Source organism: Sphingobium xanthum, assembly GCF_019737615.1.
Classification (GTDB): Bacteria; Pseudomonadota; Alphaproteobacteria; order Sphingomonadales; family Sphingomonadaceae; genus Sphingobium; species Sphingobium xanthum.
Genome location: NZ_JAHKKS010000003.1, coordinates 254833 through 278328 on the forward strand (window position 1 = coordinate 254833; position 23496 = coordinate 278328).

Below are 23496 nucleotides of genomic sequence, written 5' to 3' on the forward strand. Positions count from 1 at the left end.
GGGGCGGCCCTGGCCGCCCCTTCTCATATCACTCGACCGTGACGGTCACGGCGCGGCGGTTCTGCGCCCAGCTCGCCTCGTCCGATCCGAGCGCCGCCGGGCGCTCCTTGCCGTAGCTGATCGTCGAGATGCGGGCCGGATCGATGCCGAGCGCGGCGAGATAGTTCTTCGCGGAGTTGGCGCGGCGCTCGCCGAGCGCGATGTTGTATTCGCGCGTGCCGCGTTCGTCGGCATGGCCTTCGACGGTGATACGCTTCTGCGGATAGCGCAGCAACCATTCGGCCTGGCTGCGCAGCGTGGCGCGATCTTCATCGTCGATATCGCTCTTGTCGGTATCGAAGAAGATGCGGTCGGCCGAGACGCTGGCAAGGAAGTCGGCTTGGCTGCCCGCTGCCGGGCCGGTCGGCGTCGGGGTTGTTGGCGTGGTCGGCGGCGGAGCCGTATCGGCCGGCGGCGGGGGAATATCCTCGGGCGCCTTCTTGGAACAGGCGGACAGGGCGAGGGCGGCGCTGGAAATGAGCAATATCGCGGATATCTTGCGCATGGGGGCTTCTCCTTGTTTCTGGCTCATTCTTCTGAGTGAAATTCTGCGACGAACGGTTCATCTCATGCTTGGGGCATCTTACCGTCTAGTCAACACCCAAGATTAACGTCCGTTCCCAAATGATCATTGTAGGAGCGGTCCCCAGCTGGGATCCGAGCCGTCGACGGGCGTGCCGATGCGCCGTTCGTTGACGCCGGTCAGGTCCACCTGCCAGACGGACGAGCGCCCTCCGCGCCCCTCGCTGGTGCGAAAGAACTGCAGCACGCGGCCATTGGGCGACCATGTCGGCGCCTCATCCTGCCAGCCATTGGTCAGCAGCCGTTCGCCCCCGCCGCCGGTGTTCATCACGCCGATGCGGAAATTGCCGGCAATCTTGGTGAAAGCGATGAGGTCGCCGCGCGGGCTCCACTCCGGCGTCGCATAGCGTCCGCCGCCGAAGCTGATGCGGCGCTGATCCGACCCATCGGCATTCATCGTGTAGATCTGCTGCCCGCCCGAGCGATCGCTCTCGAACACGATCTTGGTGCCGTCCGGCGAGAAGGAGCCGCCGACATTGATGCCCGGCGTGTTGGTGAGGCGCACCGGGGTGCCACCCGTCGAGGGTATCTTGTAGATGTCGGTATTGCCGCCGCTCGCCATAGAGAACAGCAAGGTCCGCCCGTCCGGCGACCAGCGCGGCGCGAAGGTGGCGTTGGTGGATTCGTAGATTGCGCGCTGGCGGCCCTGATCGACATCATAGGTATAGATGCGCACCGAGCGGCCGACATAGCTCACATAGGCGATCTGCTTGTAGTCGGGCGACCAGCGCGGCGTCAGCGCGATCGACTGGCCATTGGTGATGAAGCGGTGATTGGCGCCGTCCGAATCCATGATCGCCAGACGCTTGACGCGCGCATCCTTGGGGCCCGTCTCGGCGATATAGGCGATGCGGCTGTCGAAGAACGGGCTCTCGCCGGTCAGGCGCGAATAGACGAGGTCGGCGCAGCGGTGCGCGGCCCGGCGCCAGTCGCGCGGCGCCACGACATAGCCTTGCCGGGTCAGTTCGGTGCCGAGCGCGACATCGTAGAGATAGCAGCCGACCGTGATCTGCGCATCGCCGCCCGAGGAGCGCACGAAGCCCTGCACCAGCGCCTCGACATTGCGCCCGCGCCATGTGCCGAAGGCCGGCGCGGTCACTTCCGCCATGGTGGGGCGTTGCAATCCGTCCGGGCCGACCGGCGCGAACAGGCCGCTGCCGCGCAGATCGTTGGCGATCACTTCGGCGATCTTCTGGCCAAGCAGGTCGGTCGATCCGGCAGGCGTCTCGACATTCTGCTGCGTGGGCATGGCTGGAATCGCGATGCGGGTTTCGTTTTCGATCTGGCCCGTGACGTCAACGCTGAGCTGCGCAGCGGCGGGAGCGGAGAACCACACCGCGACTGCTGGCACAGCGGAGAGGAACAAGCGGCGGATCGCTGAATTGGTCATTGGGCAAGTCTCGCGTCGAATCTGAGGGGCTGAAGCCACTTCCACTCGTCATAATATTCGGGTGGCAGGTTCCTGAACGGGGAAGCGCGCATCACAGCCTGAACAGCGCGCTCGGCATGGAGATCGGCCTGGGCGCGGTTGCTCGCGGTAAGACCCTGTTGCCCGACGACCTCGATCTGCCCCACGACACCGCCGTTGCGATCGAGATGCACGCTGAGCAGCGTGACGAGCCGATCGGCGTCCGCGCCGGAAGGCGGGCGCCAGAACGGTCTGATCTGCCGGTTTATCTCGGCATTGAGGGCGCGGACGGCCGCCTGACCCATCGGTGCATTGGCCCCCGCCGCAGGCGCGGGATTGCGCGCAGGCGGCGCATCGTCGAGGCCCTTCAGGAAGTCATTACCGAGGCGCGAGGCCCGCTGCGGCTTGGGCGCAGGCTTGGGCGGCTGCGTGACCTTGGCGGGCGTGGGCTTGGCCTGCTGGCGCGGCTGCGGCTTTGGTTTCGGCTCGATCGCGCGGGGCGCCGGCTCGGGCTCGACGACGCGCGCAGCCTCGACCGGCTCGGACGGCGCGGCATCGGGCTCATAGGCGCCGATTTCCGGTGCCTGAGCCGCTTCCGGCTCGGCGGTCGAGGGATTGGGCGTCATGCTGGTGAGCGCGACATCGTCGGCGATTGAGACGTCGATCGTCTGCTGCGGCGGCGGCAACGTGACGCTCGTCTGCAGCAGGCCGAGCGACAGCGCTCCGAACAGCAGGACATGCCCTGCTGTCGAGACACCGAGGCCGAGGCGTTCGCTGCGGTCCATGGAACCCGCCTATTCTTCGCCAGATGAACGCGCGGTGGACGAGCCGGTGCCACCCATGCCCGTCGTCACCAGCGCGACCCGATCGAGCCCGGCGCGATTGAGTTCGCCCATGACCTGCATGACCGAGCCGTAGTCGAGCGAGGCATCGGCGCGCAGGAACAGCTGCTCGGAAGGATCGAGCCGGTTGCGCAGATCGACGAGGCGCTCGGGCAGCTGGTCCATCGGCACCGGCTCGTCATTGACGAACAGCGCGCCCTCGCCGTCGATCGAGAGGATCGTCGGCTTCTGGTCCTGATCGAGCGCCTTGGCCCGCGATTCCGGCAACTTGATCGGCACGCCGGTCACCAGAAGCGGCGCCGTCACCATGAAGATGATGAGCAGCACCAACATGACATCGACCAGCGGCGTCACGTTGATCTCCGCCATCGGCGCGCGACGTCCGCCCCGACGACTGGAAGGCAGGCCCATGCTCATGCGCCTTCGAGCTCCCGGCTGAAGGTCGTGTAGAGCCCGTCGGCGAAGCGCTGCAACCGCGCTTCGAGCCGGTTCACGCCATGGCTGAGGCGGTTATAGGCAATGACCGCCGGAATGGCCGCGAACAAGCCGATCGCCGTCGCGAACAACGCTTCCGCAATGCCCGGCGCGACGACCGCAAGGCTGGTGTTCTGTTCGCCGGCAATGGCGGTGAAGCTGCGCATGATGCCCCAGACCGTGCCGAACAGGCCGACGAAGGGCGCCACCGATCCAATGGTGGCGAGGACGTTCAGCCGGTCCGAAATCTTGTCGATGGCGGTGGCCACGGCCGATCCCATCGCCGTCGCGAGTCGATCGCGCGTGCCCTCGGCGCTGAGGCCCCGCTTGGCCGTCGAGCGCCGCCATTCGGAAATACCCGCCTGCAAAACGGCCGCGCTCGGCGCATCGTCCTTGCCGCGATCCTTGACGAAGGCGTCCATGTCCTGCGCTTGCCAGAAGGCTCGCTCGAATTCCTCGCTGCGCTTGCGCGCGCGGCCTAGGCGCGCGGTGAAGCTCACGATGATACCCCAAGTCCAGACGCTGGCGAGCAGCAGGCCGATCATGACGATCTTCACGACGATGTCCGCCTCGAGGAACAGGCTGACCGGCGAGAGCGTGATCGGCCCGGCGGCAGGCGTCGAGGGCGGCACGGCGGCGGCAAGGAAAAGCGGCAAGGTCATGAGTGCGACTGGTCTCCGAAAGTCAGGCGATGCCGGGCGCGAGCGAGCGGAACCTCTCCACCCATTGCGCCGGCTGCCGGCGCGGACGGCCGGCGGGATCCACGAATGCAACGGTCACGCTGCCCTGTGTGAGAAGGGTTTCCCCGCGCTGCACGGACTGTGCAATGACGCAGCGCGCCGGGCTCACCGCCGTCACATGGCTGCGCACGGTGAGCGCATCATCGAGGCGGGCCGGCGCGCGATAGCGGATATCGACCTCGACCACGGCATAATTGCCGAGCCCTTCCTCCAGCGCCGCGCGCTGATCGATGCCCGCCACGCGCAGCATGTCGGAGCGGGCGCGCTCCATATAGCGCAGGAAATTGGCATGATAGACGACGCCGGACAGGTCGGTATCCTCATAATAGACGCGCACAGGAAACAGGTGCTCCCCGCTCTCGAAAAAACCCGAGGCGGGTAGAAGTTCCGTTGGCGCCGCCATGGCGGGAACCCTAAACGAGCCGAGTCGCGGAGGAAACCCCTGTTCTCGTTTCGTCGAAAAGATGCAGTAATTTAGGGACTTATACCGCCCCTCGACCGACGATCGCCGACGAGCCGACCCTTTCGGAGGACGGGACGATCCGTATCTTTTCACACCGAAACACCAAATCCGCGACGCAACGTCAGTCGAACAGACCGTCCTGGCCACCCTCGGGCGGATTGAGGCCGAGATGCTTCCAGCCCGGGCCGTTCAGCACTCGCCCCCGCGCCGTACGCGCGATGAGGCCGAGCTGGAGGAGGAACGGCTCGATCACGTCCTCGATCGTGTCGCGCGGCTCGGAAAGCCCTGCCGCCAATGTCTCCACGCCGACCGGCCCGCCTTTGTAGATATCGGCGATCATGCGCAGATAGCGCCGGTCCATCGTGTCGAGGCCGAGATGATCGACGTCGAGCCGCGAAAGCGCATGGTCGGCTGCGGCCGCATCGACAATGTCGTGCCCGGCGGCATGGGCGAAATCCCGTACCCGGCGCAGCAGCCGCCCGGCGATGCGCGGCGTACCCCGCGCCCGCCGCGCGATCTCCGAGCAGCCATCGGGCGCGATCGGCAGCGCCAGCAGCCGCGCGGCGCGCGCGATCACCTGTTCCAGCTCGTCCACCGCATAGAAATTCAGCCGCACCGGAATGCCGAACCGGTCGCGCAGCGGCGTCGTCAGCAGGCCCTGCCGCGTCGTCGCGCCGACCAGCGTGAAGTGCGGCAGGTCGATCCGCACCGATCGGGCGGAGGGGCCTTCGCCGATCATGATATCGAGCGCGCGATCTTCCATCGCCGGATAGAGGATTTCTTCGACCGCCGGATTGAGCCGGTGAATCTCGTCGACGAAGAGCACGTCGCCCTCGTCCAGATTGGTGAGCAGCGCCGCCAGATCACCCGCCTTGGCGATCACCGGGCCGGAGGTGGAGCGGAAGCCGACGCCCATTTCGCGCGCGACGATCTGCGCCAGCGTCGTCTTGCCGAGACCCGGCGGGCCGAAGAACAGCACATGATCGAGCGCCTCGCCCCGCGCCTTGGCCGCGGCAATGAACACGCGCAGATTTTCGCGCGCCACTTTCTGCCCGACGAATTCATCGAGCGTCTTGGGGCGCAGCGCGGCATCGGCATCGTCGGCCGCGCGATTGGGCGAGAGGAGCGGCGAGGAGCTCATGCCCGTCTCATATCCGCATGCGGGCGCTTTTCCATCCGTCTCGTGATTGCGCAGGGCGAGGCGGCTTGATACGCCCTCGCATCGAGAGCCCTGCGAGACGCAGCGTCAACGGGAAGAGGAGCCGGACCATGCAGTTTTCGACGATCGCCAAGACCCTGCTGCTGAGCGCCATCGCCGCGCCCGTGCTCGCCCAGCCCGCGCCGCCTCCGCCCCGCGCCAAGGGTCCGGCGCTGGAGTTTGCCGTCGAGGCCGCGCAGATCGCGATCAAGACTTGCCTCGCCAATGGCTACAAAACGACCGTGCAGGTGAGCGACAGCGAGGGCATTCCTGTCGCCCTGCTCTCGGCCGACGGCGTCGGCGCGCGCACGCAGGCGATCGTCGCCAGCAAGACCGCGATGGTGATCAAATACAAGGTCTCCAGCGGCACGATCGCCGACCGGATGAAGACCGACGCCAAGCTCGATGCCGAAGTGAAGGCAGATCCGAAAATGCCGTTCCCGTGGCGCGGCGCATTGCCGCTTATGGCCGGCAGCGAGCAGATCGGCGCCATCGCCGTCTCCGGCGCGCCGGGCGGCGAGAAGGACGAGGCCTGCGCCGAGCCGGCGATCAAGGCGATTGCCGGGCGTCTGAAATAAGGCGCGCGGCGTCACTTCGCCGCTTTCCGCAGGGCCATCCGCACCAGCGCGTCGAGGCTCGCGCCATCGCCGAGTTCGTCCAGCGCGGCGCTGACGGCCGCCGAGGCTTCGCCAGGCTTGAACCCCAGAGAGGCCAGCGCCGCCAGCGCATCGACCTGCGCCCCGCTCGCGGCCGGCGCGCCGACGCCCCCGCCGATCGCCAGCGGCGATGTCGCGATCAGGCCGACCTTGTCCTTGAGCTCGCGCACGATGCGCTCGGCAAGCTTGGGGCCGACGCCATTGGCGCGCGCGACCATCGCCTTGTCCTGCGCCGCGATCGCGCGTTGAAGGTCGGTCGGATCGAGCGCGGAGAGGATCGCCAGCGCGACACGGGCGCCCACACCCTGGACCCCGGTCAGCAGGCGGAACCAGTCCCGCTCCGTCTCGCTTGCAAAGCCGACCAGCCGGAGGAAATCTTCGCCCACCAGCATCTCGGTATGGACGGTGACGGCTTCGCCGATGCCGCTGAGCGCCGTGAGACTGCGGCTGGACATGCCAACAAGATAGCCGACGCCGCCAACGTCGATGACCGCGCTATCCAGTCCGGTAGAAACGAGCAGGCCCTTCAAATGCGCGATCATGCAGTGGGTCTAGCGATGTTCCCGCTTCGTTTCCACTGTTTCCATCTGGAAAGGAGAAAGCAGCGGCAAATGAGCCTTTTGCCGTCATGGCCTACTACTCCCCCCGCAAGATGACGGGGAGAAACATCTCCCTATCGCAACCGCCGCGTCGGATAAGGCGTCCCATCCTTGTGCTTATAGCCCTCCGTCGTGAAGATCATGTCGATGTCGGAATAAGCCCCGCCCGCCTCACGGTCCCCCGCGCTGAAGCAGAGAAACGCACAATCCTCCTCGCTGCGGTTGACCAGATGATGCCCGTTACGCAGCCCCATCGGCCATGCCGCGCAATCCCCCGCGCGTAGAAGCGTTTCGCCCGCATTCTCGACCAGCACCGCCTCGCCCGAGAGCATCACGAGAAACTCATCCTCACCCGCATGCCAGTGGCGTTGCGAGGACCATGCCCCGGACTTGAGCACCACATGGCTGGCGCCGAGCGCCGTGAGGCCGAGCCGCGCGCCGACGCGCCGCTGCCAGCGCCCCGCCACCGGCTCGTCGAACGGCGGCGGATAGCCGGTGGAATTGAGCTGTGCGAACGCATCGAGATCGATCTTGGGCATATATGGAGCCTTCGCGAGGGGACGGCGGCACGGCCACGCCTCTCTGTAGCGGATGCCGGCGATCAAAGGGAGAGCCGGCGACCGGTAACGAACGATGACGCTGGATCAGAAGGGCGCAAATGCTCTAACGCGGCGGCAATGACCGTGCAGCCTGCTCCCGTCCTCACCCTGACCGATCCTGCCGCGCTGGCGAGCGCCCTGATCGCTTGCCCGTCCATCACGCCAGCGACCGGTGCCGTGTTCGATTGCCTCGCAGCGATGCTGGCGCCGCTCGGCTTCTCGGTCGAGCGTTTCCTGGATGGCGAGGCGCCGGAAGGGCCGGTCGAGAACCTGCTCGCCGTTCGCCGTGCCGGTGACGGTCCCCATTTCGCCTTTGCCGGCCATCTCGATGTCGTGCCGCCCGGCGACGGCTGGACGAGCGACGCCTTCGCGCCGCAGACACGCGGCGAACTGCTCTACGGCCGCGGCGCCGTCGACATGAAGGGATCGATCGCGGCCTTCGTCGCGGCCGTCGCGCGCGCCGAGGCGCAGCCGGGTACGATCAGCCTGCTCATCACTGGTGACGAGGAAGGCGACGCCATCCACGGCACCCGAGCGCTGATGGCGCATATGGCCGAGCGCGGCGTCAAGCCGGACCTCTGCCTTGTGGGCGAGCCGACTTCGGTCAACCGCCTCGGCGACACGATCAAGATCGGCCGGCGCGGCTCGGTCAACATGTGGATCACCGTGCCGGGCGTGCAGGGCCATGTCGCCTATCCGCACCTCGCCCATAACCCGATCTCGCCGCTGCTGCACATCCTGAGCGCGATCGAGGCGATCGAGCTGGACACCGGCACCGACTGGTTCCAGCCGAGCAATATCGAGATCACCGATCTGCATGTCGGCAATCCGGCGACCAATGTGATCCCCGGCAAGGCGAGCGCGCGGCTCTCGATCCGCTTCAATGATCTGCACAGCGGCGAGGCGCTGGTCGAGCGCATCCGCGCGATCGTCGAGCCGGAAGGCGGCGTGCTGGAAGCGAAGATCAGCGGCGAGGCGTTCCTGACTCCCCCGGGCGCCTTCTCCTCGCTCATCAGCGAGGCGATCGAAGCGGAAACCGGTATCGCGACCGAGTTGTCGACCAGCGGCGGCACGTCCGATGCTCGCTTCCTCAGCCGCCTGTGCCCCGTGGTCGAGTTTGGCCTGGTCAACGCGACGATGCACAAGCTGGACGAGGCGGTCGCCCTGCCCGATCTGGAGCAGCTCACGCGAATCTATGGCCGCATCATCGCAGCCATTCCAACGCGATCTTAACCAACGCCTGTTAAAGCGGCGCGCAATTCCAGAAACTTGTACGAGGGGAGTTGCTGCCGCCATGGCTGCCTATTCCATTCAGACAGATGCCGGCCACCGATCCTTGCACATTGTGATGCGCGGCTATTGGGACCAGCCGACGTTCGACGTGTTCGCGCGCGAGTATGAGCAGGCCGTCCGCAGCATGCATGCTGCCGGCGGCCTTGCAAAAGCGCTGGTCGATGGACGCGAATTCGCCGTGCAAGCCAAGGAGATTTCCGAGCAATTCCGGGCGCTCATTGCTCGCAACCTGCCTTATCTCACCAAGCACACCGCCACCGTCGTTCCCGCGCATCTCAACAAGCTGCAGGCCGAGCGCGCGGGCGGCGAGCTGACCGCGCAGTATTTCACGGATATCGACGAGGCGTGTGCCTGGCTCGATTGGCCGGGTGGAGCGCAAACGCCAGGTTAACTGGCACGTGCTATAAATGGATACAACCAAAGGAAAATCAGCGGGTTGCATCCAGATGAACGCTTACGACATTTCGATCGAGCTGGATCGACGCCTGCTGCGCATGACCATGTGCGGCTATTGGGACACGGCCACTTTCGATCTCTTTGCCCACGATTTCCGCAGGGCGCTCGGCCAGCTCGCCTTACATGGCGGCGCGCGCCTCGCCTTCGTCGACGCACACGAATTCGCCGTACAATCCGTCGAAATCACCGATAAATTCGGCGCGCTGATCGCCGCGTCCTATGGCACGATGGCGCCACGCACCGCGACCCTTGTCGCAGGCACGCTCAACAAGCTCCAGTCGGATCGCGCGGGTATGCAGGGCAGCGCCCGCTACTTCACAGATGCAGCCGCCGCCGAGGCCTGGTTGTTCGACGAAGCATGATCCCGCTCAGCGTCGCAGGATGATATAAAGCGCGCCGTCTCCACCATGCCGGGGATGCGCCTGGCGGACGCTGGCAATGCGATGCGCATGCGCGCTGCGTACCAGCCAGTCGCCGATCTCCGCCCGGATCGCGCCCCGCTTGCGCGCTTCGCCTGGCAAGGGCGCCGGGCGCGGCTTGCCCGTAACGACGAGCAGCACGCGCCAGCCCTGCACCGCGGCATCGCCGAGCAGCCGCTCCAGCCGCATCTGCGCCGCCGCCAGATTGAGGCCGTGCAGGTCGATGCTGATGTCCGGGGCGAGCTGACCGGAGCGGATCTTCTTCTCCCAGCTTCCATCCAGCACCGGGACCGGCGCCGGACGGGCCGGGGCGATGGGTGCGGGCGTGCGCTCGGGTGGCACGCGGCCTTTGACCTTCAGCGCCTTGGCGAATGATTCGGGAGAGGGTGCTCCCTCCGCCTCCGCGATCACCGCCTTAGGACGGGTCCGGCGCAGCGGCGTCACCGTGCGCGCCAGCTTCTGCCAGAGATCGCGCTCCTCAGGGGAGAGGAGGCGGGACGGCATTTTGCTGGGCTGTCAGGCGGGCGTAAGTGCCGATCGGCAGCAGGAGGAGCGCACTGCCGCGCGCGGACATGCCGCCCGCCAGCGGTCGCGCCCGCTCGCCGGCGCCCCAGAAGGTATCGAAGCGGTTGGAGCCCTTGATCGCGCCGCCGGTATCCTGCGCGACCCACACGCCGTTCGGCTCAGCCCGGTCTAGCGAAAGCAGCACCGGCGCGCCGAGCGGCACGAAGGTCGGGTCCGCCGCAACAGTCGCTTCTTCCGTCACCGCGAGCCCCATGGCGCCGATCGGCCCGGCGCCGGTCAGCTCGCGAAAGAACACGTAGCTCTTGTTCTCGTTCATGATCGCCACGCCCTCGGCCGCGTGTGTGCGCAGATAGCTCATGATGTCCTGCATCGAGCCGATCTGGATCAGGCCGCGATCGCGCATCACGCGGCCGATGCCGGTATAGTCGCGCCCGTTCTGCCCGTCATAGCCGACGCGCATGACGCCGCCGTCCGGCAGGCGCAGCCGCCCGCTGCCCTGCACTTCCAGGAAGAAGAGCTCGACCGGATCATTGGCATAGGCCAGCTCCAGCCCCTTGCCGTCGAGCGACCCGGCCGTGATCGCCGCGCGATCGTCATACTGGACGAGATTGCTGCCCTGCACCTTGCCGCGAATGCGCCGGCCCTTGAGCGACTCGCTGAACAGGCCGAGATCGACCTCGATCAGATCGGCCGGTCGCTTGTAGAGCGGTGTCTCGCAGCCGGGGGCCTTCGCCCGGCAGCCGGCGATCTCGGGTTCATAATAGCCGGTCGCGAAAGCCTTGCCGTCGCCGACCTGCACCGCCTCGAAATTGCGGCGGAAGAATTCGCGCGCATTGGCCTCGCTCCAGCTCGCTGCCGCCGCGCAGGCGGCCTGCCAGTCCGACCCGCTGGTGAGGCCGCTCTGGTCGCGCCGCCGCACGAGCGACGGGCAGGAGAGACGGAATGCCCGCAGTGCCCGCGCGGTGCGCTCGTCGCCGTTCGGCAGTAGTGTATCGAGATCGGGTCCGAGCGTCAGGCCGGCAGCTACGGCGGGGCCGGGGCCGGTGGGCGTCGGCGTCGCGCCGGACGTGGGGGATGGAAGGGGCGCCGGGGAGGAACTCGGCGCGGGCAACGGCGGGCGCGGCGTTGCCGGCTGGGGCCTGACCGCCGATTCGCGGGGCGGCTGTGTCGGCCTTTTAGACGGAGCGGGCGCGCCTGCGGAATTAGGCGGGATGACCCGGCCGCAACCCGCCAGCGCAAGCACGCCGATAGCGGTCAGCAACCAGGGCGCGAGGGATTGACGAAAATTTTGCACGGCGCGGCGACCTTGTCCGGTCAGCCCTCGTCCGTCTCCGCGAGCTGCCAGTTGGGATCGCGACTGCGCAGATCCCGGCTGAACGTCCATGTCTCGACCGTTGTGATGGCATCGTCCAGCGACCCGGCGACGACCTGCCCGTCCTTGTCGCGCGTCACGGCGGACAGGTCCGCCTCGAACGTCACCGCGACATGGGCCACGCCGTTATCGACACGGGCATCGACGATATTGGCATTGTCGATGCGCACGAGCTTGTTGTCGAGGACCAGCCCATCGGCCTCGCGCTGCGTGATCGCTGCCTCGAAGGCATCATAGACGTCCTGCTCGCAGAAGGTCTTCAGCGTCTCGCGGTCGCCCTTCCAGAAGGCTTCGAGAATGAGGCCATAGGCAGAGCGGGCACCGCCGAGAAACTGGCCGACGTCGAATGTGCGATCCGCCGCGATCAGCGCGCGCAGTCCAGCCTGGGCAGGAACGCTGACGGCACTCTCCGCCGCACGCTGGCCAGCGGCGCGGCCATCATTGGGAACGCCCGCAGGCGCGCGGTTTGCGACCGGGCCATCGACGGGTGTCGGCAGTTGCCGCTGCTGCTCATGCCCCGTCCGGCGCCCCAGAACGGCGAAGAGCCGCAGCGCCAGCAAAGCAAAGATCATGGCCAGGACGACGATGACGGTCACGAGTTCAGCATCCTTCAAACAAGCCGGAACCCGCTAGACATAAGCGCGTTCGGCGGAACATTCAAACCCGCAACGCTTAAACTCGCGTCAACGCTGCGCAAAAGAGCGAAAAAAAGCACTTCTCGTCGCCCGGGAACCGCTTTTCGAGGGTACCAGCACGGGACGCGCGGCCTGTCGCGGGAGCTGGTCCTAATGATTGCCCTGCCCCGGCCCGCCTGCTAAGCGCCCCGCCCAAGGACGTGGAGCGGGCAGTCGCGCCCGGACATGCCGCCGTCCAGAGACATTCTGCCCCGCGCCCCGGCCCGATGCCGGCGGCATGGCGGCCATAGCCCTGAAGGACCCGAACGACATGACCGACACGACTGCAAATGGCGCCGACAACCTGCCGCAGATCGGCCTCATCGCGCAATATGTGAAGGACCTCTCCTTTGAGAATCCGAACAGCCCGGCCGTCTATCAGTGGCAGGAGCAGCCGCAGATCGACATCAATTTCAACATCAGCAACAACCAGATCGCTGAGGACGTGTTCGAGATCGCGCTCAAGGTGTCGGCTTCCGCCGCCAGCGATCAGGGCACGGCCTTCGCGGTCGAGCTGGTCTTCGCCGGCCTGTTCGGCATCCGCAACGTGCCCGAGGATCAGATGCGCCCGTTCCTCTATGCCGAGGCGCCGCGCCTGCTCTTCCCGTTCGCCCGCCGTATCCTGGCCGATGCCGTACAGGACGGCGGCTTCCAGCCGCTGCTGCTCGATCCGATCGATTTCGGCGCGCTCTACATGCAGCAGCAGGGCCAGATGGATGCTGCGGCGGCGGGCACCCCGATCGGCAACGCCTGATTCGCACAACCCCATCGGCATAGCGACGCGATGAGCCTGCTCCGCTCGACCGGGACGATCGGAGCGCTCACGCTGGTCAGCCGCGTGCTCGGCATGGTGCGCGACATGCTGATGGCGCGCTTCGTGGGCGCGGGCTTCGCGTCCGACGCCTTCCTGATCGCCTGGCGGCTGCCCAACCTGTTCCGCGCCCTCTTTGCCGAGGGCGCCTTTTCCGCCGCTTTCGTGCCGATGTTCAATCGCATCATGGCGCGCGAAGGCCAGGACGATGCCGAGGCCGGGCGCCGCGCCGCGATTGCCTTTGCCGGGCAAGTGCTGTCCGTGCTCTTCCCGATCCTGGTCATTCTCACCATCCTGATGATGCTGGCCGCCGGCCCGGTCGTCTGGGCGATGACCGGCGGTTTCCCCGATGGCGGCCCGGACAAATTCGCACTCGCCCGCCACCTCACGATCATCACCTTCCCCTATCTGGCGCTGGTCTCGCTCACATCGTTGCTCGGCGGCATCCTCAACAGCTTCAACCGCTTCTGGGTGAATGCCGCCGCGCCGACCTTGCTCAACATCTGCATGATCGTGGCGATCCTGTTCTTCCGCGGCGACAGCCCGATCGAGACCGCCGAAACGCAGGCGATCGCCGTCACCGTCTCCGGCATGATGCAGCTGCTCTGGCTCATCTGGTCGTGCCGGCGCATCGGCGTCGTGCTGCGCATCGGCCTGCCGCGCCTCTCGCCGCAAGTGAAGGCCATGCTCGCCGTCATCGGCCCGGCCGCCATCGGCCAAGGCGCGATCCAGATCAATCTGCTGATCTCCACCTCGCTCGCCGCGCGCTTCCTGCCGCAAGGCTCGGTGAGTTGGATCTATTATGCCGACCGGCTGAACCAGCTCCCGCTCGGCCTCATCGGCATCGGCGTCGGCACGGCGATCCTGCCCCTGCTTTCGCGCCAGATCGGCTCGGGCGACGCAAAAGCAGCGAACGACACGCAGAATCGCGCACTGGAGCTGGCGCTGTTCCTGGCCCTGCCCGCCGCCATCGCGCTGTTCGTCTCAGCGACGCCGCTCATCCGCGGCGTCTTCCAGCATGGTGCCTTCACCGCGGTCGACACCTTCGGCTGCGCCGCCACGCTTGCCGCCTTCGCGCCCGGCGTCCCTGCCTATGTGCTCGTCAAGGTGCTGACGCCGGGCTTCTATGCCCGCTCGGACACGCGCACGCCGGTGCGCATCGCCTTCATAGCTATGCTGGTCAATCTGGTCGGCAATCTGACGCTCATCTGGTCGCTCGGTCCCGTCGGCATCGCGCTTTCCACCGCCATATCGGCCTGGGTGAATGTCATCCTGCTCTACATCGCACTGAAGCGCGCCGATCATCTGACGCTGGACGCCCGCTTCCGCGGCAAGGTGCTACGCATCGTCGCGGCCGGCGTCCTGATGGGCGTTGCGCTCTACATCGGCAATGACCTGCTCGACGCGCATATGAGCGGGCATTTCTGGCAGCGCATCGCCGCCCTCGCCCTGCTCTGCGGCGGCGGCGCGACGGTCTATGGCATCGCAACGATCGGCCTCGGCGCCTATCGCCTCTCCGAGCTCAAGGGCCAGCTTCGCCGGCGGCGCTGATCAACCCGCTTGCCGACTGCCGAACCCTCGGTCTAAGTTGACAATGACCATCGAGATACTCCCGCAGCGAGCATCCAGTGGGGAGAGGATACCGATGAAAATCCTGCACGGGATAAGTCTTGCCGCCTTGCCGACGGCGATTGCCTTGCTGGCCGTATCGGCCGGCGCGCATCACAGCTTCGCCATGTTCGACAATAGCCGATCGATCACGATCCAGGGCAAGGTCACGGTCTATCAGTGGACCAATCCGCATGCCTTTCTGGAAATCGATGCGGACACCGGCGGGGGCAACATCAAGCATTACGCGCTGGAGATGACGAGCCCGAACATGTTGAGTCGCGGCGGCTGGTCCTCACGCACGGTGAAGCCGGGCGACATGGTCCGGGCCGTGGTCTCCCCGCTCAAGGATGGGCAGGCGGGCGGTCTGTTGCTGGAGCTTACCTTGCCCAACGGCAGGAAGATGCTCCCCGGCGTGCCCAATGCGCATCGCTACAAGATCACCTCGTAAGGGGACGGCCGTGGAACTCGGGATGAGGATGACGACAAGAGCCTTGCTCATGGGCACCTGCCTCGCCGGATCGGCGATGGCGGCGATCGCCCAGCCCAATTTCAGCGGCACATGGGAGCGCTATCCCCCGCCGGGCGAGACGGCCGACCCGCGCTATGCGCCCTCTGTCATCCCCGACCCCCAACTCAAACCGCAATATCGCGCCGAGTGGGAACGCGGGCAGAAGATCCTCAAGGAACGCCTCGAAGAAGGTCAGCCAGCGGGCGACAACTACATCCACTGTATCCCGGATGGCATGCCCTCGATGATGATGGGCATGTTCCCGATGGAGATCTTCCAGCGCCCCGAGCAGATCAACATCACGCAGGAAGCCTTCAGCCAGACCCGCCGCATCTACATGAACGAGCCCCTGCCAAAATGGGACGAGGTCGATCCCAGCTTCTACGGCAAGGCGGTCGGCCGCTGGGAAGGCGATACGCTGGTGATAGAGACGACCGGCATCAAGCAGAATGTGACCTTCCGCTGGACCCCGCATTCGGAAGACATGAAGATCACCGAGCGCATCCGCCTGCTCTCGCCGGACATCCTGCAGGACGAGATCACGATCGAGGACAGCTATCTCGAAAAGCCGTGGACCTACACTTACTCGTTCCGGCGCATGAAGGGCTACAAGCTGCAGGAATATGTCTGCGAGGACAATCGCGACTATATCGACCAGGACGGTAATGTCCGGCACAAGATCAAGCCGTAGCAGGCGCGACCACGCCATTCTGACGTCAAAATCCAGGTCGCCCCGTACTTGATCGGGATGACGGCGGTTGTTTTTGCAAGGCTTGATCGTCGATCCACGAACCGGGCAGTTGCGCCACCTAGATACACAACATGTTAAATGTTATCGAACGACTCGTCACACAGAATGACGAGCGACGGAGTGGATGACATGACGAGCGGAACAGGGTCGATCGAGGCGCGGCTACAGCGGGTGGAAGACGAGCTCGCGATCCGGCGGATCATCGAGGATTATGCCGCCTTTCTCGATGGCCGCGACTTCAAGGGTTATGTCAGCCTGTTCGCGCCGGACGGCAACTGGACCAATGCGGTGGGCAGCTACACGGGGCAGGATGCGATCTACCAGATGCTGCTCGATGATGTGGGCGTGGACGGCGCGCCCAATCGCAACAATTTCCACATCATCACCAACGAGCGGATCGACATCGACGGCGACACGGCGAAATCGACCTGCCGCTATCTCTTCATCTTCCCGAGCAAGACACGCCAACCGGTGACAGCACTGGCCGGGCTCTATCAGGACGAATTCGTGCGTCTGGAGAATGGCTGGAAGATCAAGCGACGCGAGGCCATCGAAGTCCTCCCGACGCATGACGAGTGGGAGAAGCTGTTCTCGCTCAAGACCGACTCCTGACGCGCCAGAATTTCCAGAGCCTGTTTGATCGAATTCAAGCAATGCTTCCGAGAAAGCAGGAGAATAAGATGGTGCAACCAGAGCAGAACGCAGCCTAGCTTGCCGTAAGGTCGCGCGCTATGATCCCTCTATTCGAGGGAGGGGTGCGACATGGGCGAGCCTGGTCTCATGCAGAGCTATTATCCCGCGCAAGGCGGGCCGCTGCCACCGCCGGTCACCATCGGCGCGATGCTCCGCAAGTCTGCCGCACGCTGGCCGCATGTGCCCGCGCTCTGCGAAGTCGATTCCGGGGGGGCTTTCACCCGCAGCTGGACCTATGCGGAGTTGCTGCACGACGCCGAGCGGCTCGGGCGAGCGCTCGCCAGCCGTCATGCGCCGGGCGCCCGCATCGCCGTTTATGCCAACAATGCGCCCGAATGGGTGCTGCTGGAAATGGGCGCGGCGATGGCGGGGCTAGTGCTGGTCACCGTCAATCCCGCCTCGATCGAACGCGAGCTGCGCTATATCGTGGAGCAGTCCGGGGCCGAGGCGATCTATTGCGTCGAAAACTTTCGCGGCAATCCGCTGGCGCAGATCGCGCAGGCGGTGAGCGCGGACGTGCCGGCGGTGCGTCACTGCATGCTGTTGAGCGATCATGCGTCGCTGTTCGAGGGCGAGGAGACCGGCACTCTGCGCGCTCCCCGGCCCGACGATGCGGCGCAAATCCAGTACACATCCGGCACCACGGGCCAGCCCAAGGGGGCGCTGCTGCATCATGGCGGGCTGGTGCGCAACGCGGCGGACCTGTTGCAGGACGGCGGGGTCGGCCCGGGCGCCGTCTTCGTGCTGTGTACGCCGCTCTTTCACACGACGGGCTGCGCGGTGCAGGTGCTGGGCGGCCTCGCCGTCGGCGCGACGATGCTGCTGCCGCCGGCCTTCGATCCGGCGCTGACCGCGCGGCTGATCGCGCGCGAGAAGCTGAGCTTCGCGCTATTCATCCCGACGATGATGATCGCCGTGATGGAAGCCGCCGCGCGCGATGGCCATGATCTGCGCTCGATCGAGCATATTCTCGCCGGTGGTGCGATGGTCGCGCCGGAGCTGTGGCGCAAGGCCTGGGACGCCTTCGGCGCGAGGGTTCAGATCGCTTATGGCCAGACCGAATGCTCGCCGATCATCACGCGCTGCACCGCCGACGACTCGCTGGAGGACATGACGCAGACCGTCGGCCGGGCGGCGCCGCATACCGAAGTCTCGATCCGCGACCCCAGGACCAATGACGTCGTGCCTATCGGCGCGCAGGGCGAGATCTGCTGCCGGGGCTATCAGCTCATGCTCGGCTATAACGACAACCGCCAAGCGACAGCGGCGACGATCGACGCCGAAGGCTGGCTGCACACCGGCGATCTCGGCACGATGGATGCGCGCGGCTATGTCCGCATCACCGGGCGCGTGAAGGAGATGATCATCCGAGGCGGCGAGAATCTGTTTCCGGTCGAGATCGAGAATGCGATGCTGGAGCATGACGCCATCGCCGAAGTGGCGGTGGTCGGCATTCCCGATGAGACCTGGGGCGAGACGGTCGCTTGTTTCTTGCGCCCCGCAGGCGCCACGCGGCCGGGCGACGCGGACCTGAAGGCGTTCGTGCGCGAGCGGCTCTCGCCCCAGAAGACGCCGCAGCACTGGGTGTGGGTCGAGCAATGGCCGATGACGGGATCGGGCAAGATCCAGAAGTTCAGGCTGCGCGAGCAATTCGTGGCGGGGGAGTTTGCGCTGCAATCGGCAGGATAGACGAAGTCGCCGTACGATGAATGGGATGTAGGGCGCTCAGCTTTCGCCTTTCCCCAGCTTCAGGCCCTTGAGCGCGGCGAAGGGGCTGGTGTCCTCCTCGCTCAGCACGCCCATCTTGCGCAGGGTCTCGTCGGCGCCGGGGATGCGGGGATAGGGATCGAGATTGAGCGCGAGCGTCTGGGCGACCGTTTCGCCGAGGTCGATGCGCTCGTCCTCCAGCGGCAGCACGTCGCAATCCTCGTCGCTGAGCTCGATGCCCTCCTCGCCGCTGTCCTGCTCGTCGTCATCGAGGCCACGCACGAAGCGGACGGCAAATGGCACGTCGATATGCGCGGGCACATCCTCGTCGGTCGCGACACAGGCCTGGACGAGATCGGCGACGAGCGTGCCACGGACGAGCGCGCCGGCCGCTTCCGGCGTCACGCTGAGCCGCGCCTCCAGCCGATCGAGCGCGCGCAGGCGGAAGCGGCGGGCCAGCGCGGTGCGCTCGGCCTCGTCCGCCTCGATCTCGCGCTCGCGTCCATCGCCAAACTCGTTGGCGCGCAGCCAGCGGGAAAATTCGCTCGGTGCCGGTGCGGTCATCGTCGCCTCAGCCGCGCAGGCGCCCGGCGAGCAGCGCGTCGAGCGATTGCCCGTCCAGCGCCGTCGCCAGCGCGCGCAGCTGGGCCTCGGTATAAGCCAGCTCGTCGGCGGCGGGCGCTTCGCCACGGTAAAGATTGCGCACCAGCGCTTCGGCCAGCGACGCCTCGCCGGAGAGGCCCCCGCGATAGGCGGCAAGGCGCCCGCCGAGCGCACCGACCATGCGGCCGACCTGCTTGCCGACGACGAGATCGCCGAAGCCGATCTGGCGGATCTGGCCATCCATATCGTCGATGAAGATTTCGGTCAGGCGCACGGATTCGGGTTTCGCCTCAAGCGCTTCCAGCCGGAGCAGGACGAGCGAGAGGATCGCCGCGACCATGTCGAAGCGCCCGTCCAGCGTGTCCGCGACGCCGCCCTCCAGATACCAATGCGGTTCGCGCGCGGTGGCGACGACGGCATCATAGAGCGGGCGCTGCTCGGCGCGGGCATCCTTGCGGGCGAAGAGGGAGGAGAGAAGAGACATGCTCGGTTCAGCTTTGTGGCGGCACAGGAGGTTTCGGGCGACGAGCCGGCGCGCTCGGATGCGGCCATCGGCACTTGCATATTGATTGCGGCGGCTGGCAATGCAATGGGCGTCCACTTGGCGCGAGCGTTTTTGCGAAGGACTATGTGCAGGAGATGAGGATGCAGCGTGGCATTGGGCGGCCGCTTATGGTCGCGGGCGCGGCGGCAGTGCTCCTGCTGGCCGGCGGCTGCAGTCGCATCCGGGCGCATCAGGGTTTCCTCGTCGACCAGCTCATCGTCGACTCGGTGCTGCCCGGCGTCGACAATCGCGCCTCGGTCGAAGGGGCGCTCGGCCGCCCGACCTTCGTCTCGCAGTTCGGCCCGGAGCGCTGGTATTATGTGGCACGCGACACCCGCGCGCTCGCCTTCGCCTCGCCTCGGCCGACCGATCAGTTGCTCGTCACCGTGCAGTTCGACGACAAGGGCAATGTCGCCAGCATTGATCGCAACAAGACGCTCGACCAGGTCGCGAACATCTCGCCGGTGGGCGACAAGACGCCGACCCTCGGCCGCAAGCGCAGCCTGCTCGACGAGATTTTCGGCAATATCGGCGCGGTCGGCGCGGGTGGCGTGGGCGGGGGTAGCGGCCCGGCAGGCCCTGGTCCGAACGGCAGCTGAAGCCCGGTCGCTTCGTCGCGTCCGCGCGAGTCGGACGCGGTTTTCCTTGCAATTTCCCTGACTTTGGATTCAGATTGTCCATCGAGGGAGAGCCGCCATGCAGCATCTCGGCGATCTGCAGCCGCTGAGGCAGCCAGATTTCCTAGCCGACCATGCCCCACTTGGCCGCTATAGCGCCAAGCGGAGCCGCTGGCGTTTCGCCGTCGGCTCGCTGGAAGTGGGCTTCGATCGCGCCAGCGAGGCGCTCGAGGCCGAAACATCGCGCCCGGCGCCGGCCGCCGCGCCGCGCAGTGACTTCGGCCACCGCCTCCTGATCCTGATGGGCACGGTCACCACCACGCTGCTGGTCGTCGCGCTGGCTGGATGGCTCTGGTCGTCGCGCGGCTCGCTGATCGGCGGGGAGACGGTCTCGGCCTCGATCATCGACCGCGGCGACGCCATGCCAAGCGCCAGTCTCGCCGTCACCCCGCCGCCGCTGGTGATCCCGACGCCGGGCGTGAAGCCCGCGCACCTCACCGCAGTGATCGAACAGGGCAAGCCGGCCCCGGCCGTCGCGCCCGCGCCGCGCGCTGCCGTGGCGATTGCCGAGGGTCGCGCCATCGAACCCAGACCGGCCGCCGACGGCGGCAAGGCGACGCCTGCCCCGGACGAAGCCATCGTCGCGTCCGGCAATTTCCTGCTCATCCCCGGCGTCGCCCGCGCCGTCTCGCTGGCGATGACCGACGGCGAGGCGCAGAACTGGGCGGCAGGCGGCTATCACGGCATTGTCGTGATGGGCGATGCCGCGCCCAAGGATGGCAAGACCTGCCGCCAGGGCACCGTGCTGCTGCGCGACGGGTCGGCACAGGGGCGGACGCAGACGTTCGAGCGCTGTCTTTAGGCCAGAACCCAACCGCAGTGCTTTTGCGTCCCTGGGTTCCCGCGTTCGCGGGAATGACGGTGCCTTTGAACTACCGCGCGATACCACCAGCCGCCAACACGGCCAGCGTGACCAGCTCCGACGCCGTCGATGCCATGGCGGCGATCTGCACCGGCTTGGACATGCCGAGCAGGATCGGGCCGATCACCGAATCCCCGCCGAGCTCGCGCAGCAGCTTGGCCGAGAGATTGGCGGACTGGAGGCCGGGCATCACCAGCACATTGGCCGGGCCGGACAGGCGGCAGAACGGATAGTTGCGCATGACGCGGGGATTGAGCGCGACGTCCGGGGCCATCTCGCCCTCGAACTCGAAATCAACCCCGCGCTCGTCGAGCAGGTGAACCGCCTCGCGGATGCCCTCCAGCCAGTTGCCGGAGGGATTGCCGAATGTCGAATAGCTGAGGAACGCAACACGCGGCTCATGGCCCATGCGGCGCGCGACGGCGGCGGTCTCGATCGCGATGTCGGCCAGCTCCGTCGCGCTCGGGCGTTCATTGACCGTCGTGTCGGCCATGAACACCGTGTGGCTGCGGCCGACCAGGATGTGCATGCCGAAGCAGGTGCGATCCGACGCGGGGTCGATGACCCGGCGCAGCTCGCGCATCGACTGGGCATAGGTGCGCGTCACGCCGGTGATCATCGCGTCCGCCTCGCCCATCTTGAGCAGCAGCGCGCCGAACACATTGCGGTCGCGATTGACCATGCGCTCGCAGTCACGGCGGAGGTAGCCGCGACGCTGGAGTCGCTCGTAGAGCATATCGACCATCTTCGGCACCAGCGGATGATTGACGCTGTTGTAGAGCTCGAAGCTCTCCGGATCGCGCACGCCGAGCGCGCGAAGCTGGTCGTAGACGTCCTGCCGGCCGACCAGCACGGGAATGCCATAGCCGCCGTCGCGGAACTGAATGGCGGCGCGCAGGACCACCTCTTCCTCGGCCTCGGCGAACAGCACACGCTTGGGCGCGGCCTTGGCGCCTTCATAAGCGAGCGTCAGCACCGAAGTGGTCGGATTAAGGCGGCTCTTGAGGCTATGCCGATAGGCCGCCATGTCCTCGATCGGCCGCTGGGCCACGCCGCTGTCCATCGCCGCCTGCGCGACGGCGGCCGGCACGACCTCCATCAGGCGCGGATCGAACGGTGCGGGGATGATGTAATCGGCGCCGAAGCTGTGTTTGGTGCCATAAGCCAGCGCCACTTCCTCGGGCACCTGCTCGCGCGCCAGCTCGGCGATGGCAGTGGCCGCCGCGATCTTCATCGCCTCGTTGATCGCCGTCGCACGCACGTCGAGCGCGCCGCGGAAGATGAACGGGAAGCCCAGCACATTGTTGACCTGGTTCGGATAGTCCGAACGGCCCGTGGCGATGATCGCATCGGGCCGCGCGGCCTTGGCGACCGGGGGCAGGATCTCGGGATCGGGATTGGCCATGGCGAAGATGATCGGCGTGCCGTTCATCTCGGTGATCCACTCGGGCTTGAGCGCATCCTTGGCCGAGAGGCCGAGGAAGATGTCGGCGCCCTTGAGCGCATCGTGCAGCGTGCGCGCCTCGGTCCGCACGGCGTGGGCGGACTTGAACTGGTCCATGCCATGGGCACGGCCCTGGTAGATGACGCCCTCGCGATCACACATGATGACGCTCTCGTGCGGGACACCCATCGCCTTTATCAGCTCGGTGCAGGCGATGGCAGCGGCGCCGGCGCCGTTGACCACGATCTTCGCATTGCGAATGTCGCGCCCCGTGAGGAAGCAGGCATTGATGAGCCCCGCCGCGCAGATGATCGCCGTGCCATGCTGGTCGTCATGCATGACCGGGATGTTCATGCGCTCCTTGAGCGCCGCCTCGATCATGAAGCACTCAGGCGCCTTGATGTCCTCGAGATTGATGCCGCCGAAACTGGGCTCGAGCAGCGCTACGGCGTCGATGAAGGCCTGCGGGTCTTCCGTGTTCAGCTCCAGATCGATCGAGTCGACATCGGCAAAGCGCTTGAAGAGGACAGCCTTGCCTTCCATCACCGGCTTCGACGCCAGCGCGCCGAGATTGCCCAAGCCGAGAATCGCCGTGCCGTTGGAGATGACCGCGACCAGATTGCCCTTGGCGGTATAGTCATAGGCCCTGGACGGGTCTTCCGCGATGGCGCGCACCGGCACCGCGACACCGGGGGAATAAGCGAGCGCCAGGTCGCGCTGCGTCGCCATCGGCTTGGACGCGATGATCTCGATCTTGCCCGGCCGGCCGAAGCTATGGAACAGGAGCGCCTCGCGCTCGGAAAATTCAACAGATGCCTTGTCGGCAGGCTGATCGCTCATTGGGAGTGGTCCTCTCCGATACAGGCGCAGCCCTAACGACATTCCTGTCCCCTTCACAAGGGGGCAGGGCAGCGTTTCCTTGGATTGCATCATCCGACGGGACGGG

Annotated in this window: 27 protein-coding genes; 12 read left to right on the top strand and 15 right to left on the bottom strand. The window is 66.4% G+C overall.

Features of this window, described 5'->3' with window-relative positions; all coding sequences use genetic code 11:
* Nucleotides 1-28: 28 nt before the first annotated feature.
* The 7 genes from pal to ruvB all read right to left on the bottom strand — a co-directional run bounded on the left by pal (nt 29) and on the right by ruvB (nt 5689).
* Nucleotides 29-544: a peptidoglycan-associated lipoprotein Pal gene (gene pal / locus KM135_RS07100; RefSeq protein ID WP_221713289.1), complete on the bottom strand. Its 516-nt coding sequence runs from the start codon at nt 542-544 to the stop codon at nt 29-31.
* A 123-nt stretch (nt 545-667) separates the two neighbouring features.
* A complete protein-coding gene (gene tolB / locus KM135_RS07105) occupies nt 668-2011 on the bottom strand; it encodes a Tol-Pal system beta propeller repeat protein TolB (RefSeq protein WP_221713290.1) in 1344 nt (447 codons plus the stop codon).
* Nucleotides 2008-2814 (bottom strand): TonB C-terminal domain-containing protein, encoded by an 807-nt coding sequence (locus KM135_RS07110; RefSeq protein ID WP_221713291.1) that lies wholly within the window; start codon nt 2812-2814, stop codon nt 2008-2010. The genes tolB and KM135_RS07110 overlap by 4 nt, the downstream gene beginning before the upstream one ends.
* Before the next feature lie 9 nt (nt 2815-2823).
* Nucleotides 2824-3288, bottom strand: coding sequence for an ExbD/TolR family protein (locus tag KM135_RS07115; protein ID WP_221713292.1), 465 nt, complete (start codon nt 3286-3288; stop codon nt 2824-2826).
* On the bottom strand, nt 3285-4007 hold the full coding sequence (gene tolQ / locus KM135_RS07120; protein WP_221713293.1) for a protein TolQ: 723 nt from the start codon (nt 4005-4007) through the stop codon (nt 3285-3287). Before tolQ ends, KM135_RS07115 begins: the two co-directional genes overlap by 4 nt.
* Before the next feature lie 22 nt (nt 4008-4029).
* The gene (gene ybgC, locus KM135_RS07125; protein ID WP_221713294.1) at nt 4030-4488 is read right to left on the bottom strand and encodes a tol-pal system-associated acyl-CoA thioesterase; all 459 of its coding nucleotides are present in this window, start codon (nt 4486-4488) and stop codon (nt 4030-4032) included.
* 181 nt (nt 4489-4669) lie between these two features.
* Complete coding sequence (ruvB, locus tag KM135_RS07130) at nt 4670-5689, bottom strand: Holliday junction branch migration DNA helicase RuvB (protein WP_221713295.1); 1020 nt, start codon at nt 5687-5689, stop codon at nt 4670-4672.
* 128 nt (nt 5690-5817) lie between these two features.
* Between ruvB and KM135_RS07135 the strand changes: the two genes are divergently transcribed.
* The gene (locus KM135_RS07135) at nt 5818-6324 is read left to right on the top strand and encodes a heme-binding protein (protein WP_221713296.1); all 507 of its coding nucleotides are present in this window, start codon (nt 5818-5820) and stop codon (nt 6322-6324) included.
* Nucleotides 6325-6335: 11 nt separating this feature from the next.
* Here the strand turns inward: KM135_RS07135 and ruvA are convergent, their stop codons facing one another.
* Both ruvA and KM135_RS07145 read right to left on the bottom strand, forming a co-directional pair.
* The gene (ruvA, locus tag KM135_RS07140; RefSeq protein WP_221713297.1) at nt 6336-6944 is read right to left on the bottom strand and encodes a Holliday junction branch migration protein RuvA; all 609 of its coding nucleotides are present in this window, start codon (nt 6942-6944) and stop codon (nt 6336-6338) included.
* 131 nt (nt 6945-7075) lie between these two features.
* Nucleotides 7076-7540 carry a cupin domain-containing protein gene (locus tag KM135_RS07145; protein WP_221713298.1) on the bottom strand — a complete coding sequence of 155 codons (465 nt, stop codon included), beginning with the start codon at nt 7538-7540 and terminating at the stop codon, nt 7076-7078.
* Between the two features lie 138 nt (nt 7541-7678).
* On the opposite strand from KM135_RS07145, the gene dapE reads away from it, so the two are divergent.
* The 3 genes from dapE to KM135_RS07160 all read left to right on the top strand — a co-directional run bounded on the left by dapE (nt 7679) and on the right by KM135_RS07160 (nt 9711).
* Nucleotides 7679-8833, top strand: coding sequence for a succinyl-diaminopimelate desuccinylase (dapE, locus tag KM135_RS07150; RefSeq protein WP_221713299.1), 1155 nt, complete (start codon nt 7679-7681; stop codon nt 8831-8833).
* Nucleotides 8834-8894: 61 nt separating this feature from the next.
* Complete coding sequence (locus tag KM135_RS07155; RefSeq protein ID WP_221713300.1) at nt 8895-9284, top strand: hypothetical protein; 390 nt, start codon at nt 8895-8897, stop codon at nt 9282-9284.
* 55 nt (nt 9285-9339) lie between these two features.
* Nucleotides 9340-9711: a hypothetical protein gene (locus KM135_RS07160; RefSeq protein WP_221713301.1), complete on the top strand. Its 372-nt coding sequence runs from the start codon at nt 9340-9342 to the stop codon at nt 9709-9711.
* 6 nt (nt 9712-9717) lie between these two features.
* Here KM135_RS07160 and KM135_RS07165 read toward each other — a convergent pair whose 3' ends face one another.
* From KM135_RS07165 to KM135_RS07175, 3 genes are read right to left on the bottom strand one after another with little or no spacing between them, the layout of a single operon-like run.
* Nucleotides 9718-10272 (bottom strand): Smr/MutS family protein, encoded by a 555-nt coding sequence (locus KM135_RS07165; RefSeq protein ID WP_221713302.1) that lies wholly within the window; start codon nt 10270-10272, stop codon nt 9718-9720.
* Nucleotides 10247-11554 carry a murein transglycosylase A gene (mltA, locus tag KM135_RS07170; RefSeq protein WP_246605841.1) on the bottom strand — a complete coding sequence of 436 codons (1308 nt, stop codon included), beginning with the start codon at nt 11552-11554 and terminating at the stop codon, nt 10247-10249. The genes KM135_RS07165 and mltA overlap by 26 nt, the downstream gene beginning before the upstream one ends.
* 53 nt (nt 11555-11607) lie before the next feature.
* Nucleotides 11608-12261, bottom strand: a complete 654-nt coding sequence (locus KM135_RS07175) for a Tim44/TimA family putative adaptor protein (RefSeq protein WP_221713304.1) — start codon at nt 12259-12261, stop codon at nt 11608-11610.
* Between the two features lie 349 nt (nt 12262-12610).
* Between KM135_RS07175 and secB the strand changes: the two genes are divergently transcribed.
* From secB to KM135_RS07205, 6 genes are all read left to right on the top strand, one after another.
* Nucleotides 12611-13093, top strand: a complete 483-nt coding sequence (gene secB, locus KM135_RS07180) for a protein-export chaperone SecB (RefSeq protein ID WP_221713305.1) — start codon at nt 12611-12613, stop codon at nt 13091-13093.
* Between the two features lie 30 nt (nt 13094-13123).
* Complete coding sequence (murJ, locus tag KM135_RS07185) at nt 13124-14701, top strand: murein biosynthesis integral membrane protein MurJ (RefSeq protein ID WP_221713306.1); 1578 nt, start codon at nt 13124-13126, stop codon at nt 14699-14701.
* 94 nt (nt 14702-14795) lie between these two features.
* Nucleotides 14796-15209: a DUF6152 family protein gene (locus tag KM135_RS07190; protein WP_221713307.1), complete on the top strand. Its 414-nt coding sequence runs from the start codon at nt 14796-14798 to the stop codon at nt 15207-15209.
* 28 nt (nt 15210-15237) lie between these two features.
* Nucleotides 15238-15960 carry a hypothetical protein gene (locus KM135_RS07195; RefSeq protein ID WP_221713308.1) on the top strand — a complete coding sequence of 241 codons (723 nt, stop codon included), beginning with the start codon at nt 15238-15240 and terminating at the stop codon, nt 15958-15960.
* Nucleotides 15961-16149: 189 nt separating this feature from the next.
* On the top strand, nt 16150-16632 hold the full coding sequence (locus KM135_RS07200; protein ID WP_221713309.1) for a nuclear transport factor 2 family protein: 483 nt from the start codon (nt 16150-16152) through the stop codon (nt 16630-16632).
* Nucleotides 16633-16782: 150 nt separating this feature from the next.
* Nucleotides 16783-18402, top strand: a complete 1620-nt coding sequence (locus KM135_RS07205) for an AMP-binding protein (protein WP_221713310.1) — start codon at nt 16783-16785, stop codon at nt 18400-18402.
* A 36-nt stretch (nt 18403-18438) separates the two neighbouring features.
* On the opposite strand, the gene KM135_RS07210 is transcribed toward KM135_RS07205, so the two are convergent.
* Together KM135_RS07210 and KM135_RS07215 are read right to left on the bottom strand one after the other, a co-directional pair.
* Complete coding sequence (locus KM135_RS07210) at nt 18439-18984, bottom strand: YceD family protein (RefSeq protein WP_221713311.1); 546 nt, start codon at nt 18982-18984, stop codon at nt 18439-18441.
* Nucleotides 18985-18991: 7 nt separating this feature from the next.
* On the bottom strand, nt 18992-19507 hold the full coding sequence (locus tag KM135_RS07215) for a ubiquinol-cytochrome C chaperone family protein (protein WP_221713312.1): 516 nt from the start codon (nt 19505-19507) through the stop codon (nt 18992-18994).
* 155 nt (nt 19508-19662) lie between these two features.
* Between KM135_RS07215 and KM135_RS07220 the strand changes: the two genes are divergently transcribed.
* Together KM135_RS07220 and KM135_RS07225 are read left to right on the top strand one after the other, a co-directional pair.
* Nucleotides 19663-20166, top strand: coding sequence for an outer membrane protein assembly factor BamE (locus tag KM135_RS07220; protein WP_221713313.1), 504 nt, complete (start codon nt 19663-19665; stop codon nt 20164-20166).
* Nucleotides 20167-20263: 97 nt separating this feature from the next.
* Complete coding sequence (locus KM135_RS07225; protein ID WP_221713314.1) at nt 20264-21046, top strand: Clp protease/crotonase-like domain-containing protein; 783 nt, start codon at nt 20264-20266, stop codon at nt 21044-21046.
* Between the two features lie 70 nt (nt 21047-21116).
* Here KM135_RS07225 and KM135_RS07230 read toward each other — a convergent pair whose 3' ends face one another.
* Entirely contained in the window at nt 21117-23390 is a 2274-nt protein-coding gene (locus KM135_RS07230) for an NADP-dependent malic enzyme (protein WP_221713315.1), read from the bottom strand.
* Between the last annotated feature and the right edge of the window lie 106 nt (nt 23391-23496).